General features: G+C 61.6%; 16 protein-coding genes. 13 read left to right on the top strand and 3 right to left on the bottom strand.

Annotated features, from left to right (window positions below; all coding sequences use genetic code 11):
* The first annotated feature begins 45 nt into the window (after positions 1-45).
* The 7 genes from manD to V8683_RS21440 all read left to right on the top strand — a co-directional run bounded on the left by manD (position 46) and on the right by V8683_RS21440 (position 7,811).
* Positions 46-1,254: a D-mannonate dehydratase ManD gene (manD, locus tag V8683_RS21470; RefSeq protein ID WP_411192778.1), complete on the top strand. Its 1,209-nt coding sequence runs from the start codon at positions 46-48 to the stop codon at positions 1,252-1,254.
* A 55-nt stretch (positions 1,255-1,309) separates the two neighbouring features.
* Positions 1,310-2,680 carry an MFS transporter gene (locus tag V8683_RS21465; protein WP_411192779.1) on the top strand — a complete coding sequence of 457 codons (1,371 nt, stop codon included), beginning with the start codon at positions 1,310-1,312 and terminating at the stop codon, positions 2,678-2,680.
* Positions 2,681-2,748: 68 nt separating this feature from the next.
* Entirely contained in the window at positions 2,749-3,786 is a 1,038-nt protein-coding gene (locus V8683_RS21460; RefSeq protein WP_411192780.1) for an L-idonate 5-dehydrogenase, read from the top strand.
* 79 nt (positions 3,787-3,865) lie between these two features.
* Positions 3,866-5,164, top strand: coding sequence for an MFS transporter (locus V8683_RS21455; RefSeq protein ID WP_411192781.1), 1,299 nt, complete (start codon positions 3,866-3,868; stop codon positions 5,162-5,164).
* 173 nt (positions 5,165-5,337) lie between these two features.
* The gene (locus tag V8683_RS21450) at positions 5,338-6,180 is read left to right on the top strand and encodes a GntR family transcriptional regulator (RefSeq protein ID WP_411192782.1); all 843 of its coding nucleotides are present in this window, start codon (positions 5,338-5,340) and stop codon (positions 6,178-6,180) included.
* Positions 6,181-6,191: 11 nt separating this feature from the next.
* Positions 6,192-6,722: a nucleoside deaminase gene (locus V8683_RS21445; protein ID WP_411192783.1), complete on the top strand. Its 531-nt coding sequence runs from the start codon at positions 6,192-6,194 to the stop codon at positions 6,720-6,722.
* Between the two features lie 102 nt (positions 6,723-6,824).
* A complete protein-coding gene (locus V8683_RS21440; protein ID WP_411192784.1) occupies positions 6,825-7,811 on the top strand; it encodes an aldo/keto reductase in 987 nt (328 codons plus the stop codon).
* Positions 7,812-8,668: 857 nt separating this feature from the next.
* On the opposite strand, the gene V8683_RS21435 is transcribed toward V8683_RS21440, so the two are convergent.
* Positions 8,669-9,130: a hypothetical protein gene (locus V8683_RS21435; protein WP_411192785.1), complete on the bottom strand. Its 462-nt coding sequence runs from the start codon at positions 9,128-9,130 to the stop codon at positions 8,669-8,671.
* A 347-nt stretch (positions 9,131-9,477) separates the two neighbouring features.
* Between V8683_RS21435 and V8683_RS21430 the strand changes: the two genes are divergently transcribed.
* Complete coding sequence (locus tag V8683_RS21430) at positions 9,478-10,545, top strand: purine-nucleoside phosphorylase (protein WP_411192786.1); 1,068 nt, start codon at positions 9,478-9,480, stop codon at positions 10,543-10,545.
* A gap of 41 nt (positions 10,546-10,586) precedes the next feature.
* Here the strand turns inward: V8683_RS21430 and V8683_RS21425 are convergent, their stop codons facing one another.
* Together V8683_RS21425 and V8683_RS21420 are read right to left on the bottom strand one after the other, a co-directional pair.
* Complete coding sequence (locus V8683_RS21425; protein ID WP_411192787.1) at positions 10,587-10,838, bottom strand: DUF3562 domain-containing protein; 252 nt, start codon at positions 10,836-10,838, stop codon at positions 10,587-10,589.
* Positions 10,839-11,233: 395 nt separating this feature from the next.
* The gene (locus V8683_RS21420; protein ID WP_411192788.1) at positions 11,234-11,449 is read right to left on the bottom strand and encodes a DUF3820 family protein; all 216 of its coding nucleotides are present in this window, start codon (positions 11,447-11,449) and stop codon (positions 11,234-11,236) included.
* Between the two features lie 381 nt (positions 11,450-11,830).
* Here V8683_RS21420 and V8683_RS21415 point away from each other — a divergent pair, with 381 nt between their 5' ends.
* From V8683_RS21415 to aspA, 5 genes are all read left to right on the top strand, one after another.
* Positions 11,831-12,904 (top strand): asparaginase, encoded by a 1,074-nt coding sequence (locus V8683_RS21415; protein WP_411193514.1) that lies wholly within the window; start codon positions 11,831-11,833, stop codon positions 12,902-12,904.
* Positions 12,905-13,011: 107 nt separating this feature from the next.
* The gene (locus V8683_RS21410) at positions 13,012-13,926 is read left to right on the top strand and encodes a LysR substrate-binding domain-containing protein (protein ID WP_411192789.1); all 915 of its coding nucleotides are present in this window, start codon (positions 13,012-13,014) and stop codon (positions 13,924-13,926) included.
* Between the two features lie 181 nt (positions 13,927-14,107).
* On the top strand, positions 14,108-15,403 hold the full coding sequence (locus V8683_RS21405; RefSeq protein WP_411192790.1) for a dicarboxylate/amino acid:cation symporter: 1,296 nt from the start codon (positions 14,108-14,110) through the stop codon (positions 15,401-15,403).
* Positions 15,400-16,923 (top strand): cysteate racemase, encoded by a 1,524-nt coding sequence (gene cuyB, locus V8683_RS21400; protein WP_411193516.1) that lies wholly within the window; start codon positions 15,400-15,402, stop codon positions 16,921-16,923. Before V8683_RS21405 ends, cuyB begins: the two co-directional genes overlap by 4 nt.
* A complete protein-coding gene (gene aspA / locus V8683_RS21395; protein WP_411192791.1) occupies positions 16,907-18,325 on the top strand; it encodes an aspartate ammonia-lyase in 1,419 nt (472 codons plus the stop codon). Before cuyB ends, aspA begins: the two co-directional genes overlap by 17 nt.
* The last annotated feature ends 172 nt before the right edge of the window (positions 18,326-18,497 follow it).

Raw genomic sequence — 18,497 nt, 5'->3', positions numbered from 1 at the left:
ATGGTAGTATGCGCTGAACGAGTTGCCCACTCAAGGATATCCCCTATGAAGATCGTTCGCGCCGATGTCATCGTCACCTGCCCAGGCCGCAACTTCGTCACGCTGAAGGTGGTGACGGACGAAGGCGTCTACGGCATCGGGGATGCAACGCTCAATGGCCGCGAGCTCGCTGTTGCTTCGTATCTGAAGGATCACGTCTGTCCGCTTCTGATCGGGCGGGATCCGGGGCGTATCGAGGACACCTGGCAGTTCCTCTACAAAGGCGCTTATTGGCGGCGCGGTCCTGTCACGATGTCGGCCATCGCGGCAGTCGACATGGCGCTCTGGGACATTCTTGCGAAGACGGCCAACCTGCCTCTGTACAAGTTGCTCGGCGGCGCGTCGCGCGATGGGGTCATGGTTTACGGTCACGCGACGGGCCGCGACATTCCCGAAGCGCTCGATCGCTACGCGGAACATGTCGAAGCGGGCTACAAGGCGATCCGCATTCAATGCGGTGTGCCGAATATGCGGTCGGTGTATGGTGTTGCGAAGGGCAACGGCATGTACGAACCGGCGACCAAGGGAGCGGTCGAGGAACAGAGCTGGTCTTCCGAAAAGTACCTGGATTTCGTGCCGAAGCTTTTTGAGGCCGTGCGCGAGCGGTTCGGCTTCGATACGCATCTGCTTCACGACGTGCACCACCGCCTCACGCCGATCGAGGCGGCGCGTCTGGGCAAGTCGGTGGAGCCCTGCCGTCTGTTCTGGATGGAAGACCCGACCCCCGCCGAGAATCAGGCCGGTTTCCGCCTGATTCGCGAACATACCGTCACGCCCATCGCGGTAGGCGAGGTCTTCAACAGCATCTGGGATTGCAAGCAACTGATCGAAGAGCAACTGATCGACTATATCCGTGCGACGCTGACGCACGCGGGAGGCATTACGCACCTGAAGCGCATCGCGGATTTTGCTTCGCTCTACCAGGTGCGTACCGGCTGTCACGGCCCCTCCGATCTTTCGCCGGTCTGCATGGGCGCCGCGCTGCACTTCGACCTCTGGGTGCCGAACTTCGGCGTGCAGGAGTACATGGGCTTCCCGAAGGAGGCGCTAGAAGTCTTTCCGCATGCGTGGACCTTCGATCGCGGCATGATGCATCCGGGCGAGGTGCCTGGGCACGGTGTGGATATCGACGAAAAGCTCGCCGCGAAATATCCGTATGACCCGGCGTATCTGCCCGTCGCGCGGCTCGAAGACGGTACGCTCTGGAACTGGTGAGCGGGCGACTACGCCCGCGTGTCGCACAGCAAAGCACAAGATTCCGGAGACAGACATGGCAGACAGAGAAACCAACGCAATGCTGCGGCGCGTGGCCGCCGCATCGACCATCGGGACCGCGGCCGAGTATTACGACTTCTTCGTCTACGGCACGGCTGCTGTTCTCGTGTTCGGCGCGAAGTTCTTTCCGGGCAGCGATCCGCTGATCGGCACGCTCGCCGCGTTTGCGACCTATGCGGTGGGCTTCGTCGCGAGGCCAATCGGCGGCATTGTGTTCGGCCACTTCGGCGACAGGGTCGGCCGCAAGACGGCGCTCATCGTCACCATTCTGATCGTGGGGCTCGGCACCTTCGCCATCGGCCTGCTGCCCGATTATTCGCAGGCAGGCATCTGGGCGCCCGTTGCGCTCATCGCGATTCGCGTGCTGCAAGGCTTCGGCGTGGGGGGCGAGCAGGCGGGCGCGGTGCTGCTCACTGCGGAATACGCGCCGCCGCGCGAGCGCGGCTTTTTCGCGAGCCTCGTGCAATTGGGCGCGCCGGCGGGATTTCTGATTCCGTCGGGCATCTTCGCCGTGCTTGCCGCTACGCTGACGCATGAGCAAATGATGGACTGGGGCTGGCGTCTGCCGTTCCTCGGCAGCATCGTGCTCGTCGTGGTGGGGCTCTACATTCGTTTGCGTACCGAAGAATCGCCTGTTTTCGCGGCCATCCGCGCGACCCAGGCCGTCGAGTCGCGACCCGTCGTGGAAGTGGTGAGGCAATACGGCGCGACGATTGCGAAGGGCGTGGGCGCGAAGCTGATCGAAGCCTGCACGTTTGCGATGTACACGATGATCGTGCTGGCGTACGGCCGCGCACACGGTGTTGCCGACGCGCTGTTGCTGCAGACCATCATCGTTGCGGTATTGCTCGAACTGGCTGCGATTCCGCTGGCGGGCGCGCTATCGGATCGTATCGGGCGGCGTGCCACTTTCATCGCAGGCGCGGTATTGCAGGTGCTGCTCGTCTGGCCGCTCTTTCATGCGATCGACAGCGGCAGCCGCTTCGCGATCCAGATCGTGATGATCCTGGCCATCACGGTCGGCCATAGTCTCACTTACGCGCCGCAAGCGTCGCTTTTTCCCGAGCTTTTTCCGGCGCGCGTGCGCTGCAGTGGTATTGCGCTCATCTGGCAGATTGGCTCGCTGATCGGCAGCGGCCTGCTTGGGCTGGTTGCCGTGAAGCTCATCCAGGCGACGGGCGGCGATTCGATCGGACTGGTCGTTTACGTGGCGGTGCCCGGCATCGTATCGACGATCTCCGTGCTGCTTTTGCCGGAGACCGCGCCTGCGCGCCTCGGCACCGATCTTCATGACTGGGCGGCGCCGCAGCGCGACGCCAACGCGGCTCGGACGCAGGCCACGCCCGCTTTCGCGGCGCGCCGTTGAAAGGCAATCGCGGCGGATGCCCGTCAATCTTCTTCTTCACGAACCCCGCAAAACCAGGGACCACAACCATGCTCGCAGCCGTTCTCCATGAGGCGAAGACACTCCGTATCGACGAACTGGACGCGCCTCAGCCGCTTCCCGGCCAGGTGCAGATCCGCGTACGCGCCGGCGGCATTTGTGGCTCTGATCTTTCGTACTACTTCAAAGGCAAGAGTGGCGACTTCGCGGTGCACGAGCCGTTCGTGCTCGGTCACGAGGTGGCGGGCGAGATCGCCGCGCTGGGAGAAGGCGTGAGCGGGCTGCAAGTGGGCCAGCGCGTGGCGGTCAATCCCGGGCTGAACTGCGGCACGTGCCGGTTTTGCCTGAAGGGCATGCCGAACCACTGCCTGAATATGCGCTTCATGGGCAGCGCGTCGACCTTTCCGCATATGCAAGGGATGTTCCGCCAATACATCACGGCGGCCGCACGGCAATGCGTGCCGGTGCCCGATTCGCTGGACTACGCGCAAGCCTCGATGGCGGAACCGCTTGCCGTCGCGTTGCACGCATTGAAGCAGGCGGGTTCGCTGGTCGGCGCGAACCTGCTGCTGGTAGGGTGCGGGCCAATCGGCTGCATCGTGCTGGCGGCGGCACGGCGAGCGGGCGCGCATCGCATCGTTGCCCTCGACCTGGCGCCCAGGGCACTCCAGATGGCCGCCGCTCTGGGCGCCGACGAGACGGTACTCGCGAGTGACCAGGCGCGCATCGACACATGGGCGCGCGAACGCGGCACCTTCGACGTCGTGATCGAGGCATCGGGCAGTCCCGCGGGACTCGATACGGCATTGCGCGCGGTGCGCGCGGGCGGTACGGTGATCCAGCTTGGAAACCTGCCTGCGGGCCAGTCGCCCGTTGCGGCCAATCTGGTGATGGCGAAGGAACTGCGTTATCAAGGTTCGTTCCGCTTCACGGACGAATACGCGATCGCCGCCGACGAGATTGCATCGCAGCGCATCGACCTGCGGCCGTTGATGACGCATTCGTTTCCGCTCGCCGAAGCCAACCGCGCGTTCGAGGTGGCGCAGGATCGCAGTCAGTCGATGAAGGTGCATCTGCAATTCGACTGAGAGTACGGTTGGGTATTCACGCAAAGCCATCGAGCCGCCAGATCGGCATAAACAAGACGTGGCACATCGGAGACTGAACATGTTCAAAAGCCAACGATGGTTCGTCGTAGGTCTGCTGTTTCTCGCGGGCGTGGTCAACTATCTCGACCGCGCCGCGCTTTCGATCGCGGCGCCGCTCATCCAGAAGGATCTGCACTTCACACATGCGCAAATGGGCGTGGTGTTCAGCAGTTTCTTTATTGGCTATGCGCTGTTCAACTTCGTCGGCGGCGTGCTATCGGACAAGATCGGCGCGAAAAAGGTGTTCGGCGGCGCAATGGGCCTCTGGTCGCTCTTCTGCGGGGCGACGGCGCTCGCGAGCAGCTTCGCTTCGCTGATCGTGCTGCGCGTGCTGTTTGGCATCGGAGAAGGGCCTTTTAGCTCGTCGAACAGCAAGATGGTGAACAACTGGTTCCCGCGCCGCGAAGTGGCGAGCGCGATTGGTGTGATCAGCTCGGGCACGCCGCTTGGAGGCGCGGTCGCGGGGCCCGTGGTCGGTTATATGGCGATCGCGTTCGGATGGCGCTGGGCGTTTGTCGCCATCATGCTGATCGGCCTCGCATGGCTGGTGCTGTGGACGCTCACCACGACCGAGCATCCGCAGGGAAACCCGCGAGTCGCGAAAGCCGAACTCGAACTGATCGTCGCGGGTCAGCAGCAGGCCGCGTCGATGGAACATGGCGTGCACGGACAGAAAGCGGGTCTGGGTTTCTATCTGCGCCAGCCGATCATTCTCGCGACCGCGGTGGCGTTTTTTGCTTACAACTACGTGCTGTTCTTCTTTCTCTCGTGGTTTCCGACCTACCTCACCGAAGCGCATCACATGTCCTTGCGCGACATGAGCCTCGCCACCGTGATTCCCTGGTTGCTGGGAAGCGTCGGTCTCGCGGCGGGCGGTTTCGTTACGGACGCGATTCTGCGCTTGACCGGCAAGCCGCTGTTGTCGCGCCGCCTCGTGCTGTCGTTTTGCCTCGGCATGGCCGCCGTATGCGTGGCCCTCGCGGGACGCGTGCAAACGACCCAGGGCGCTATCGCGCTGATGTCCGTGACGATCTTCTTCCTCTATGTCACAGGCTCCGTCTATTGGGCGGTGATCGCGGATACGGTGCGTCGCGAGAATGTGGGCGGCGTGGGCGGCTTTGTGCATCTGCTGGCGAATCTGGCGGGTGTCATCGGGCCGGCGGTGACAGGCTTCATCATCGAAGCGACGCACGGTGCGTACGGCGCTGCATTTGCGCTTGCGGGCGGGGTTGCCGTACTCGGCGCGCTGGCTGCGTTCGTGTGGGTTCGGGAGCCTAAGCGGCAGGGCAGTCGGGAAGGGCAGCCGCGAGCGGCGTGAATGACGTGAGCGGTGCAGCCTGGGTCATCGCATGACGGCGACGTACGCAATGGGCCAATGAGGAAACATAGTAGTATGGTGGTATAGCATCACGGCGTCGCAACAGAGAATGTCCGCGTCGCCCGTTGCGCAGCGGCATGCCACGCGCCTTTTCTCAAACCGCTTTAACGACGATGAAAACCCCTGAATCCGCGGCCGCCATACAGGCCGAAGACGGTGGCGCGCAGCTCGCCAGGTCGGCGCCGCTACGCGTTCGCCGTCGGCTCCGCGACAATGACTCCGGCGCCGCCACGTTGCCGGACCTGCGCTCGCAAGTATCGCTGGAATCGCCCGAACCGATTACCAGGCAGATTTACCGCGCGCTTCGCCAGGCGATTTTCGTCGGTCAACTGGTGCCGGGCACGCCACTTTCGGAAAAAGAAGTCTCCGGGATGTTCCATGTATCACGCCAGCCGGTTCGGGAAGCGTTCATCAAACTGGTGGAGGCGGGGGTGCTTCAGGTTCTGCCGCAGCGGGGCACTTTCGTGAAGCGCATTTCGCCGCGCCGGGTGCGTGAAGGGCGCTTTATCCGCGAGGCGATCGAAGCGGCGGTCGCGCGCAAAGCGGCGAAGTGCGTTACCGAAGTGCAGTTGAAAGCGCTCGCGGACAACATTCGGGATCAGCGGCTCGCAGCGAAGGCAAACGATACGGCCGCCTTTCTCGCGCTGGACGAAGCATTCCACTGCACGATTGCACAGACGATCGATTGCGGGGCCGCCTGGGAAGCGATTCAGGATATCAAGGCGCAGATGGACCGGGTTCGTTACCTGAGCCTGCCGGACGATTCGCCGCTGGATCATCTCATCAAGCAGCACGCAAAGATTCTGGCGGCGCTGCGTTCTCATGACCCGGATGCCGCGGAAACCGCGATGCGGGAGCATCTGCGGGAGATCCTGGTAACGCTGGGACCCATTGCCGCCCGCAATCCGGCCTGGTTCGAGGCGGACGAACACGAGACGGTGTCGCTGGCGGACTAGAAAGGTACCCCATGCACACAGACAAGGCGTTTGAATCCGCGAACCTCGATGAACGCGACATGGCGCTGCTGCGCGCCGCCATTGAACTCGCCAACGAGTCGCGACGCAACGGCCGCCACCCGTTCGCGGCGATCGTGGCGGACGAGCACGGCCATATCGTGGCGTCCGCGGGAAACAACTCGATGCCGCCTGAGGGCGATCCTACCCAGCATGCCGAACTGGTCGCCGCGGCGAAGGCGGCGCGCACGCTTTCGCCGGCGCAACTCGCCGGATGCACGCTCTATACGAGCGCCGAGCCTTGCTGCATGTGCGCGGGCGCGATTTACTGGTGCAACATCGGGCGTGTCGTCTATGCGCTTTCCGAGCACCGCCTGCTGGCGCTGACCGGAGCCCACGCCGAGAATCCGACGTTCTCGCTTCCCTGCCGCGAGGTCTTCGCGCGCGGGCAACGGCCTGTCGAGGTCGTTGGCCCGCTCATCGAGGATGAAGCGGCAGGCTCGCACCTTGGTTTCTGGAGCCAGCCTACGCTCGACAGGCAATGAGGCGCCGGCGCCGAAGAATCGTGCAAGGAATCAAGAGTATTGGTCTAACACCTCTTTGACCTGCGTGCCATTGTAGGCAGATGGCTATCACAGGAGGGCGCCATGCTGAACACGCGCAAGCTTGGACGTGAAGGACTCGTTGTTTCGGAGATTGGCCTCGGGTGCATGGGAATGTCCTACGCATACGGCGCGCCTGATGACGCAGAGTCGATCGCGACGATCCACCGGGCGATCGAACTGGGTTGCACGTTCCTCGATACGGCGGAGATTTATGGTCCTTTCGTCAACGAAGAATTACTTGGACGCGCGCTGAAAGGGCGTCGTCATGAGGTCACGATTGCAACCAAATTCGGCTTCAGGTTCGAGAACGGGGTGCGCGGTCTGGACAGCCGCCCCGAACATATCGAGGAGGTGATCGACGCGTCGCTGGCCCGGTTGCAGACCGATCACATCGATCTGCTTTATCAGCATCGCGTGGATCCCGCCGTGCCGATCGAGGAGGTTGCGGGCGCGGTCAAGGACGCCATCGCCGCAGGCAAGGTCCGCTATTTCGGCTTGTCCGAAGCCAGTGTCGATACCATTCGGCGCGCGCACGCCGTGCAACCCGTCTCGGCCCTGCAGAGCGAGTATTCGCTCTTCGAGCGCGGCGTCGAAGACAAGGTCTTGCCGGCCCTGCGCGAACTGGGTATCGGCTTTGTTCCCTATAGTCCGCTCGGCCGGGGCTTCCTGACCGGCCAGGCCCGGAGAGCGGAGGAACTTTCCTCCGACGATTGGCGAGCGGCCAATGATCCGCGCATACAGGGCAGCAACTTCGACGCGAACGTCAAGCTTGCCGACTTCGTCACAACACTGGCACACGAGAAGTCTGTGACGCCGGGCCAGATCGCGCTCGCCTGGCTGTTGCAGCAGGGCGATGATCTGGTGCCGATTCCCGGCACCAAGCGGCGCAAATACCTCGAAGAAAACGTGGGCGCGGCCTCCGTCCGTTTGACGCCGGCGGAACTGGATCGCATCCGGGCGTTCCTTGCTGAACACCAGACTGCCGGCAGGCGTTATCTACCAGCCATGCTGTCTTATCTCGACCGCTAGAGGTGCCTTCGGGGTCACCCAGTCGCGGCTCGGGACCCCGAAAAAACAACCTCACTGCCGTTCTTTCGAGCTATGCCTGTAGTGCTAATTTGAATATTCTGTAATCCGAATCTTACCGGTGCGGCCCCATAGTCGGCCGGCGACGGATTGTTATAGACGATCGACCGGCCCGCCTGTTTCGAGACTTCCTCGGCAAATTCATACATCGAGAAGGAGTGGTCTCCTGCAAGCTTATAGTCGGACAGTGGAAAAGGCTCAAGCCACCTGAGCGCTGGCGGCAGTACGCGAAATCCACCATGCCCGGCGGCCGCTTTCCGGTTGCTTGAAGGGCTACTCAGAATCGCTTGATGCCCTTTGCATAAATCATCTGCTCGAAATCGCATAGATTCAAACGATGAGCGGAGTGGGGCCAGTTTTAAACGTTCGACAGAGTCACATAAATCGTTGACAATACAACCGGATTAAAGGGGTGGTAAATCAGAAATTTCGACTATCCGGGAGTCGCTGTGCCAGTCACTGTTCTCAAGCTTTATCGCGTTCTGTTCACGGTATCTTTTATCTTTGCAGCGAGTATTTGCACGCACTCCCTAACCAGCGGCCTGTCGATCATTATGGCTGCCTCTGTGGCCGGCGGTGTGGCGTTCGTTGGCTTGTTGTTGGCAAACCTGATATTCCGGTAATGAGTTTGTCGCGTTTCACGCGAGCTTTGCCGGAATAAACGCGCACGCGTCAGGTGTTGAACAACCGCCATCTGGAATGGCGAGTGTCTTTTCAGCTTCGTGTTATGCCTGTTGCATGAGGTGCGTGCCGGATGACCGACTGCCGACTGATAGTCCAGGTCACGGCGCCAAACTCGCTCAATGCACCACCATCCCATTGAGTTGCGCATTACCCGCACCCGCGGCGATATTGATGCCGATATTGCCGCTAGTGGCGGCGAGCGCACCGGCACTGAGTTCAGCGACGGCGCTACCGCCAGTCATACGCGCGACAGCATGCACATTCTGCTGCGTGACGATTTTCGCTTGAGGTGTGGTAACCAGCGCGATCTGATTGGCCTGCGCATTGAGCGCCCCGGCCGCCAGATTCACGCCAATGTTGCCGCTTGCGCTTCGCAGCGCGTCCGTACCCACGAAAGCAGACGAAGTATCGAGCTTTGCGCTGCCGCTAACGTTCTGCACCGCGGTTAATTTCACCCCGCCAAACACGGCGGTACCGTCGTCCCCGGCCAATGGGGTCGATCCTTCCGCGAGCGCCGATGAGGCGCCTGCGCACGCGGTGACCCAGATCACTGCGGCGATCAACGAACGAACTTTCATCGGCGGCTCCCCGGCGTGTGCGAGTAACGCCGATAGCTGCGATATCGGCCGGCGACCGGCAAACTGAAGAGGGGTGTTTCCCTGGGGGCCGGGATAGCTGGCTACGAATGCCCGATCTGCCGCGTTGTATTGGTGCGGGAAAGCCGCGCAGCAGAAAGACCGTATGGAGCGTTTCGCGGAGCAATACGCCGCAATGGCCCATTTTCTCCGCTTATACTCATTGTCGCCTGAATGATTCACGCTCAGGTCCCACGCTGCACGCCGACAAAACCACGACATCAGTCGACAACACGGCACGCGATTCACGTTTCGCAACCGCAGTTCCTAACTAACAGGTGGGGCCTCTTATGCTAAATCGTGTTTTTGGTGCGGTGATTTCATCGTTGTTCATGGCGAGCGCAGCCGTTGCACCGGCCGTCGCGCATGCCGACGACAGCTTCGCGCAGGACGACGGCGCGTCGCATGGCCGTCCGGTCAAGGTGATGATCATTTCGATGTTCGGTCCCGAAGGCCAGGTGTGGCTAGATCATCTCGGACCGTGGCAGGACATCACGGTCGCGGGTCTGTCTCCCGACTACCCGGCCGTGCACTGCAATCGCCAGGACGTCTGCGTGATGACGACGGGCATGGGGCACGCGAATGCCGCCGCGTCGATCATGGCGCTGACCTTCTCTCCGCGTTTCGACTTGCGTCACACGTATTTCATGGTGGCGGGCATTGCCGGTATCGACCCGCTGCAGGGGACCGTCGGCTCCGCTGCCTGGGCGAACTGGCTCGTCGACTTCGGCATTCAGTGGGAAATCGACGGACGCGAAATTCCGCCAGGCTGGAACACAGGCTATCTCGGCATCAACACGACGGGCCCGACGCAGAAGCCGCCGCTCGACTATCGCACCGAAGTGTTCCAGCTCAATCCGGCGCTTTCGAACGCGGCATTCGCGCTATCGCGCAACGTGACGCTGACCGACGACGCGCAGGCGCAAGCCGCCCGAGCCAAATACAGCTATGCACCCGCGAACCGTCCACCGACCGTGATCCAGTGCGACACCCTGGCGGGCGATACCTGGTGGTCGGGCACCGACCTCGGCGAGCGAGCGCGGCAATGGACGAAGATCCTGACCGACGGCAAGGGCACCTATTGCACGACGCAGCAGGAAGACAACGCCACCTACGAGGCGCTGACGCGTGCGGCGAGCGCGCACCGCGTCGACCTGAACCGCGTCGCGGTACTGCGCGCCGGCTCGGACTTCGACCGGCCGTACGCTGGCCAATCGAGCGCGGACAATCTGCTCAACTACGCATCGCAGGGCGGCTTCGCGATCGCGATCGACAATCTGTTTCTTGCAGGCAATCCGCTCGTGCAGGACATCGTCAAGCATTGGGGCGAGTGGCGCGATGGCGTACCGCAGCGGTAAGGCGTTTGCGGCGTGGTGAAGCTGACCGCGCCGGTTGGCCGCTAGCTGCCGTCCGTCCGGGTCGTTGCCGGATCGCCTGGCGCGGCCCCTTGTTTTATTGATTGCAATGAGGCGTTCTTGAGGTTTTCACGAACCCGTCGTGCCGCCAGGAGGGGGACATAGTCCATTATTCTTGCATCGTGCCTGAAATCGGCCAGCGCTTCTGCATACATCCGGGACACCAGTTGCTCCGGTTGATTCGTTGAGGATGCAAGTTCTTGAACAATCGTCCTCGCGTCATCATTTCTGGCCATAACAACCTCCTTGAGTGGGTTCCTGTCGTTTGACCCTGCCTCGGTCAAACGACTTCGATGCTGCGCAACGGGCTAACGAGCTGAAGCGGATGGGCCACATCCAGCGGGTCAAACCTCCAAAATTTTGACGTGTGTCAACATGACAAGTATAGGAGCGGGGGTAGCCCAATCCCTGCGGCGCACAGTCGCTAACTCGGCCGACTAGATTAACCATCCGGTTAAAACGCCGGCTACGGCTCGTACTCGTGCGCGCATCGAAAGCGATTAAGCGTATGAGGGCCGCTCCGAGAAGTCGGACGTTGGGGAGCGAGGCAACGCGGCCAGTTTGAACTACTCGCCGGTCCCCTCGCGCGGCCATTTGCGTGGCGCGTTATACCGATGGCGCCCGATGGGCGCTATCCGCGTTTGCGCAGCGGCTCGAGCAAGCTCCTCAGGCCGTTATGGTCCATCTCGTGCATCAGCCCGAGCAGGCGGCCGAGGTTGCCCCGCGGAAACCCTTCGCGGGCAAACCAATTGAGGTAATGCCCGGGCAGGTCGGCGATAAGCCGGCCTTTGTATTTGCCGAAGGGCATGGTAACGGTGACGAGGTCTTCAAGATCCTGGGCTTGCATGCGGACATTATGCAGGGCTTTCCGTTCCCGCACACGCATACACCCGCCCGCCACGGCGCTCCACAACGTCCTGACCGGTCCAGGACGACTGAGCCTGTCGCTCAGGGTTTTCCCACGTTATGCGAGATTCGCATACGGACATGCCATCACCGCATCGCTCTTTTTTTGACCGCTTCTACCATCCGGTCTGACTCTGGTGCGAGGCGTGATCCATGCCGCGACAACGCGATTCCGGAGTCGCTGGATCGTCCGCTTTGAGCCGGTGAATTCGCGGCTCCTTCCGTTAAAGGTCTCTTCCACTTGTACACGATCATGAAAAAAAACGCGCCCCCTGTTTCAGTCCCGTTTCGTACGACCATTGCGGCAGTACTGGCGGTATTCATGGCCTTTCCCCTGTACGCCACGTCCGCCGCCGCAGCGGACGCCAGTGCAGATCAACAAGCGAGCGTTGCCGGCCAGACAAAGCAACTGCCGCGCGTCATCGTGCTGGCTACCGGAGGCACGATCTCCGGAACGGCAGATGCCCGCTCGGCTATTGGCTACAACTCGGGTGAGCGAACCGGACAGCAGTTGATCAAGGATGTGCCCGGCATCGAGAAATTCGCCACGATCTCGGCGGAGCAGATTTCGAATATCGGCTCGCAAGACATGAACGACAAGGTCTGGTTTCAACTGGCCAAACGCATCAACGAGATCTTCGATCGCGGCGAGGCGGACGGTGTCGTGATTACGCACGGCACGGACACCATGGAGGAAACCGCATTCTTTCTGAAGAACGTGATCCATTCCACCAGGCCGGTCGTTCTGGTGGGATCGATGCGGCCGGGCGGCGTCATCAGTGCGGACGGTCCGAATAACCTCCTCGAAGCCGTCGAGGTTGCTGCCAGCCCGCAGTCGCAGGGGCGGGGCGTGATGGTGGTCATGAACGATACGATTCATGATCCGCGCTGGATAACCAAAACGAATACCACTTCGGTTCAGACGTTTCTGTCTCCCAATGCCGGGCCAATCGGCTACGTGGACCCGGCGTCGATACGCTTCGTGGCGCCCGTTGTCGCGGCTCGCCGGGCTCCTTATGCGCTACCCGCCGATGGGCAATTGCCCCGGGTCGAGATTATCTTCGCGCACAGCAACATGGATGCGGTACAGATCGATCATGCGATAGCGGACAAGGCGAAGGGCATCGTGATCGCCGGAGTCGGCGACGGCGACGTTTCCAATGCCGCCATGCTTGCCATGCAGCGCGCCGCAAAAATGGGCATCGTCGTGGTTCGGTCGTCGCGAGTCGGATCGGGCTTTGTGAACCGGAACGTCGAAGTCGACGACGACAAGAGCGGATTCGTCGCGTCCCTCGATCTCAATCCGGAAAAGGCTCGTTTGCTGACGCAACTGCTGATCGCCAACGGGATCACGTCACCCGCCCAGGTGCAGGAAGCGTTTGCTGCGACCTACTGACCGAAGCCGACCAGGTCGGGCGCGGCCGGCGACCTGGTACAACGACCGGCGTAAGATCGTAGCTTCCTGAAACCGGTGTTTCGCGTCCCACGAGGCGGGCTCTACGTATGGAAATCAAATGGGTCGAGGACTTCATCGCCCTGGCTCAATACCAGAGCTTTTCTCGCGCCGCCGAATTCCGCAATGTGACCCAGTCCGGGTTCAGCCGGCGGATTCAATCGCTGGAGCAATGGGTCGGGGCGGAACTGATCGATCGCAGCAGCTTTCCTCCCGTGTTGACGCCCGCGGGTCAACTCTTTCGCGAAGTCGCCGAAGATATCCTGAGCCGACTCTTCGATACCCGCGCCATCATCCGGACTGAAAAACGGATCGGCGGCAAGAGCCTCCAGATTGCGGCCGGCCACACGATCGCGCTGAATTTCCTGCCCGCCTGGCTCAAGGCGCTTTCGGCCCACTTCGGGGAGGTGCGCGCGCGCGTGGTGCCGACCAACGTGCACGACTCGATCCTGATGCTCGTGAACGGCAACTGCGAATTGATGTTCGCCTATCACCACCCTGAACTGCCCTTGCACCTCGATCCCGCGAAGTATGAGCATCTCACCGTGGGGATCGACACGCTGATGCCGGCCAGCAGGCCGAACACGCGTTCCGCGCCGATGTATCGACTGCCGGGAACGGCAAAACAGCCGTTGCCTCACATTTCATACGCGGAGACGAGTTATTTCGGACGCTGCCTCGCGCTGCTTCTTGGCCGGGCGCCTTCAGCACCGGCGTTATTGCTTCACTACGAATCGGACATGGCCGAGGTTCTCAAGAAAATGGTCATGGAAGGCGAGGGGATGGCGTGGCTGCCCAGGAGCGCGATTGCCGCGGAACTGGATACGGGTGAACTGGTTCCCGCGGGTCCGTCGCCCTGGAATCTGGAAATCGAATTGCGTGTCTACCGTGATGTGTCCAACCGTAGCGAGTTTCTCGATACGCTCTGGCAGCATTGTCGGGCGGTACTGCAGTCCGGCGGCTAGGGTTTTCCCGTCTTATGCGAAATACGCATGCGCACATGCGACACCGGCATTGTCGTTGTTTTGCGCGTGCCTAAACTGCGCTTTAACGCTCGACCGAGGCGCAGCCGATCTCGCGCGAGTCGTCTCTCAACGCATGCCGGTCATGTGTCGACCGCTTTGCGTCACTCAAGGACAGACGGAAATGAAAAATCGCCTCACCGTTTATATTGCCGTTGGAATGATACTGGGCGTCATGGTGGGCTACGCGTGCCACGCCAGTACATCCGATCCGGCCACAGTCAAAGCCATCGCAGGATATTTCTCGATCCTCACGGACATCTTCCTGCGCCTCATCAAGATGATCATCGCGCCCCTGGTGTTCGTCACGCTGGTGTCGGGACTCGCCGGTATGGACAGCGGCCAGGACGTCGGCCGCATCGGCGTGCGCTCGGTAGGCTGGTTCGTTTGCGCATCGCTGATATCGCTCACGGTGGGCCTCGTCTTCGCGAATCTTCTGCAGCCGGGCGCAGGCCTGCACATGGTCGCAGGTACCGGCGAGATCGACACCGGCCTGAATACCTCGGCCTTGAACTTCAAGGATGTCTTGACCCACGCGTTTCCGACCAGCCTGCTGGATGCCATGGCGCGCAACGACATCCTGCAGATCCTGGTCTTCTCCGTCTTCCTCGGCCTTGGCTTGAGCGCGACGAAGCGGGATCCGCGCGTGAAGGTCGTGATCGAGATGATCGACGGCATGGTACCCGTGATGCTGCGCGTGACGAACTACGTCATGCGTGCGGCGCCCTTCGGCGTTTTTGGCGCGATCGCTTCGGCGGTGACGTTGCGCGGCCTCGATGTCATCTACACCTATGGCAAGCTGATTGGCTCCTTCTATGTGGGGCTGGTCGTGTTGTGGGCGATTCTGGTTTTCGTCGGCTATCTGTTTCTTGGCCGTAGCGTCGGCGCCTTGCTCAAGGCGGTGCGCGAGCCGGCGATGATCGCGTTTGCGACGGCGAGCAGCGAGGCGGCCTATCCGCGGCTCACCGAGCAGTTGGAGCGCTACGGGGTCGACAAGAAAGTCGTCGGCTTCACGCTTCCGTTGGGCTACGCGTTCAACCTGGATGGCTCGATGATGTACCAGGCGTTTGCGGCCATCTTCATCGCCCAGGCTTTCGGGGTCAACATGCCGCTCTCGCAGCAATTCTTCATGCTGCTCGTGCTCATGCTGAGCAGCAAGGGCATGGCCAGCGTGCCGCGCGGCTCGGTGGTGGTGGTCGCGGCGGTAGCGCCGATGTTTCATCTGCCGGTAGAAGGGGTGGCCATGGTGCTGGCGATCGACCAGATCCTCGATATGGGCCGCACGATGACCAATGTGATCGGCAACAGCGTGGCGACAGCTGTGATCGCGAAGTGGGAAGGCGCACGCCAGAGCAACGCGTCCGGCTTCATCGAGGACGACGAGCAGATTTTCGGCCCGGCGCAAGGCGGAGCAAAATGACTTCCGACCTCGCCGGCCACAAGCGCAAGTTCGGCATTGTCGGCGGCCTGGGACCGCTGGCAAGCGCGGACGTCTTCTTCAAACTGGTGAAGGCGACGCCCGCCTCGACCGACGCCGACCACTTCGACGCCATCTTTCAGCAGTCGCCCTTTCCCAACTCGCGTTCGGGAAGCGCGGCTACGATCGAACGGAAGTTGTATATCTTCGAGATGATCCGGGACTTCGAGAAGCGCGGCGTGACGACGGTCGTGCTGCCGTGCTTTCTCAGTCACACCTTTATCGACGAACTGCGCGCGAACACGAGCCTGCGGATCGTGGACATGGTCGAGGCGGTTCGCAGCCACGTTCAACGCAAGTTTCCCGGTGCAAGCCGCATCGGCGTGCTGGCCTCCGACTACACGCGGGAAAAGCGCTTGTTCGAACGCTACTTCGCGTCCCCTGAATTCGAAGTCATCCACCCCCGATGCCACGAGCGCCCCGATCCGGTGACGGAGGCCGTCTATGGATCGGACGGCATCAAGAGCGGCAATCTGCGCGGCCGTCCGATCAAGCTGTTGCGAGAGGCTTGCCAGGATCTGATCGAGCAGGGCGCCCAGGTGATCGTGCCCGGCATGACCGAAATCGCGCTGGTTGCGGAGGAAATCGGCCCGCTGAGCGTACCGTTCGTCGATACCAACCTGACGTATGCGCAGTCCGTCGCGCGGTACGCCGCGTCGGGCGGTGACGGCGCGCCGGCACATGCCTTCAAGGTTGGCGTCGTGGGCGGGGTCGGCCCGGCGGCGACGGTCGACTTTCTGCAGAAGCTTATCCGGAATACGCCCGCCACGCGCGACCAGGATCACATCAAGCTGCTGGTCGAGCAAAACCCGCAGATTCCGGACCGCACCGAGAATCTGATTGGCGACGGCGCTGACCCCACGGTCTCGCTGTATGCGACCTGCAAGCGGCTCGAAGACGGCGATGCCGACATCATCGCGATTCCGTGCAATACGGCCCATGCCTTTGTCGAGCGCATCCAGCCGTATCTCAACATCCCGATTGTGAATATGCTGACCGTCACGGTCGACTCTTTGCGCGAGACGTATCCGACGCTGCGCGATATCGGCGTGCTGGCGACATCGGGTACGATTGAAAGCGGCGTCTATCGAAAGGCGCTCGAATCGCAAGATCTTCGTCAGGTTGTTCCCGCCCCTGCGCTACAGGAGCGCGTGATGGAAGCCATCTACGGAAAGCATGGCGTCAAGGCGGGATTTACGACGGGGCAGTGTCAGGAGGACATCGCTGCCGCCGTAGAGGGGTTGATTGCCGAGGGCGTTGAAGTCGTCATCCTTGGGTGCACGGAACTTCCGCTCCTTTTGACCGGGAGTGAATTCGTGGGCAAGGGCGGCGCTCGCGTCAGGCTGGTCGATCCCACCGACGTTCTCGCTCGACGGTGTGTCGCTTATGCATTGCCGGTGGACACTGCCGCCGGTCGACCCGAAAACTCTCCCATGGAGCAACGCCATGTCCAACCGCTCTGAACGTATCGAACACGACCTTCTTGGCGACCTCGCCGTGCCCAGCGAGGCTTATTACGGAGTCCACACGCTTCGCGCACTCACCAATTTCCCGATTACCGGCATTCCGATCTCGACCTATCCGAATCTGATCAACGCATTGGCGTTCGTGAAAGAGGCCGCGGCACTGGCGAACCATGAGTTAGGACTGCTTCCCGAGAGCAAGATGGAGGCCATTGTTCACGCGTGCCGGCAGATTCGCGAAGGGATTGCCCACGACCAGTTCGTTGTCGACGTGATTCAGGGTGGGGCCGGTACGTCGACCAATATGAATGCGAACGAGGTGATTGCCAATCTCGCCCTCGAGCATCTTGGCCATGAGCGGGGGGATTACGCGGTGCTGCACCCGAACGAAGATGTCAATCTGGGGCAAAGCACCAACGACGTCTATCCGACCGCGCTGAAAATCGCCACCCATATGGGCATCGCGCAACTGGTCGATGCGATGGGCGTCTTGCGCGTATCGTTCGAACGGAAGGCGGAGGAGTTTCGCGACGATCTGAAGATGGGACGCACGCAATTGCAGGACGCGGTTCCCATGACATTGGGACAGGAGTTCAGCACCTTTGCGGTCATGCTCGGCGAAGATCAGGAGCGTCTCAGGGAAGCCTCGCAGTTGATTTGCGAAATCAACCTGGGCGCCACGGCGATCGGTACCGGTATCAACACGTCGCCCGACTATGCGCCGCTCGTCTGCCGCCATTTGGCCAGCGTCACCGGTATTCCTGTGACGACGTCGCCCAATCTCGTGGAAGCGACACAGGACGTCGGCTCGTTCGTGCAGTTGTCGGGGGTGCTGAAGCGCGTGGCCGTCAAGCTCTCGAAGACCTGCAACGATCTTCGCCTGCTTTCGAGCGGCCCGCGCGCAGGCTTTGGCGAAATCAATCTGCCGCCGGTTCAGGCGGGCTCCAGCATCATGCCGGGCAAGGTCAACCCGGTCATTCCGGAGGTCGTGAACCAGATCGCTTTCGAAGTCATCGGCAATGACGTGACGGTCAGCTTCGCGGCGGAGGCCGGCCAGTTGCAACTGAACGCGTTCGAGCCCGTCATTGCACACAGCCTGTTCAAGAGCGTCGCGCACCTGCGTGCGGGATGCCTCACCCTCGCGTCGAAGTGTGTCGACGGGATTACGGCCAATCGCGATCGGCTTCGCTCGCTCGTTGAAAACTCGATCGGCATCGTGACGGCGCTGAACCCGTACATCGGCTATACGAATGCGACCCAGGTGGCGCAGGAAGCGCTCGTGTCGGGAAGAAGCGTTGCGGAAATCGTCGTCGAGAGAGGACTGCTCACCCGGGCTCAACTCGAAGACATTCTCAAGCCGACCATGCTGACGCAGCCGAGGCATAATCTGCCCCTTTCGTAAGCAGCGGACGTTGCCATCGAACACCACCCGTGTCGGGCCGACGATTCGAAGTAGGGCTCGATGTCTATGCGGCAGTTGCGCGAGCGTTTGCAGTTCCACATACAGCGCCTCGCCGAACTGGCGGCCGGACACGGGATTGTTTGCCAGATCCTTCAGGTCAATTCGGTTTGAG

The organism is Paraburkholderia sp. AV2 (assembly GCF_054968425.1).
The sequence above is the reverse complement of the archived record's forward strand: the minus strand, read 5'-3'. Positions and strand labels throughout refer to the sequence as shown.

What these genes read in the sequence shown, in the direction of transcription:
- manD (WP_411192778.1), top strand. Translation starts at nt 46, where the DNA reads ATGAAGATCGTTCGCGCCGATGTCATCGTCACCTGCCCAGGCCGCAAC.
- V8683_RS21465 (WP_411192779.1), top strand. Translation starts at nt 1,310, where the DNA reads ATGGCAGACAGAGAAACCAACGCAATGCTGCGGCGCGTGGCCGCCGCA.
- V8683_RS21460 (WP_411192780.1), top strand. Translation starts at nt 2,749, where the DNA reads ATGCTCGCAGCCGTTCTCCATGAGGCGAAGACACTCCGTATCGACGAA.
- V8683_RS21455 (WP_411192781.1), top strand. Translation starts at nt 3,866, where the DNA reads ATGTTCAAAAGCCAACGATGGTTCGTCGTAGGTCTGCTGTTTCTCGCG.
- V8683_RS21450 (WP_411192782.1), top strand. Translation starts at nt 5,338, where the DNA reads ATGAAAACCCCTGAATCCGCGGCCGCCATACAGGCCGAAGACGGTGGC.
- V8683_RS21445 (WP_411192783.1), top strand. Translation starts at nt 6,192, where the DNA reads ATGCACACAGACAAGGCGTTTGAATCCGCGAACCTCGATGAACGCGAC.
- V8683_RS21440 (WP_411192784.1), top strand. Translation starts at nt 6,825, where the DNA reads ATGCTGAACACGCGCAAGCTTGGACGTGAAGGACTCGTTGTTTCGGAG.
- V8683_RS21435 (WP_411192785.1), bottom strand. Translation starts at nt 9,130, where the DNA reads ATGAAAGTTCGTTCGTTGATCGCCGCAGTGATCTGGGTCACCGCGTGC.
- V8683_RS21430 (WP_411192786.1), top strand. Translation starts at nt 9,478, where the DNA reads ATGCTAAATCGTGTTTTTGGTGCGGTGATTTCATCGTTGTTCATGGCG.
- V8683_RS21425 (WP_411192787.1), bottom strand. Translation starts at nt 10,838, where the DNA reads ATGGCCAGAAATGATGACGCGAGGACGATTGTTCAAGAACTTGCATCC.
- V8683_RS21420 (WP_411192788.1), bottom strand. Translation starts at nt 11,449, where the DNA reads ATGCAAGCCCAGGATCTTGAAGACCTCGTCACCGTTACCATGCCCTTC.
- V8683_RS21415 (WP_411193514.1), top strand. Translation starts at nt 11,831, where the DNA reads ATGGCCTTTCCCCTGTACGCCACGTCCGCCGCCGCAGCGGACGCCAGT.
- V8683_RS21410 (WP_411192789.1), top strand. Translation starts at nt 13,012, where the DNA reads ATGGAAATCAAATGGGTCGAGGACTTCATCGCCCTGGCTCAATACCAG.
- V8683_RS21405 (WP_411192790.1), top strand. Translation starts at nt 14,108, where the DNA reads ATGAAAAATCGCCTCACCGTTTATATTGCCGTTGGAATGATACTGGGC.
- cuyB (WP_411193516.1), top strand. Translation starts at nt 15,400, where the DNA reads ATGACTTCCGACCTCGCCGGCCACAAGCGCAAGTTCGGCATTGTCGGC.
- aspA (WP_411192791.1), top strand. Translation starts at nt 16,907, where the DNA reads ATGTCCAACCGCTCTGAACGTATCGAACACGACCTTCTTGGCGACCTC.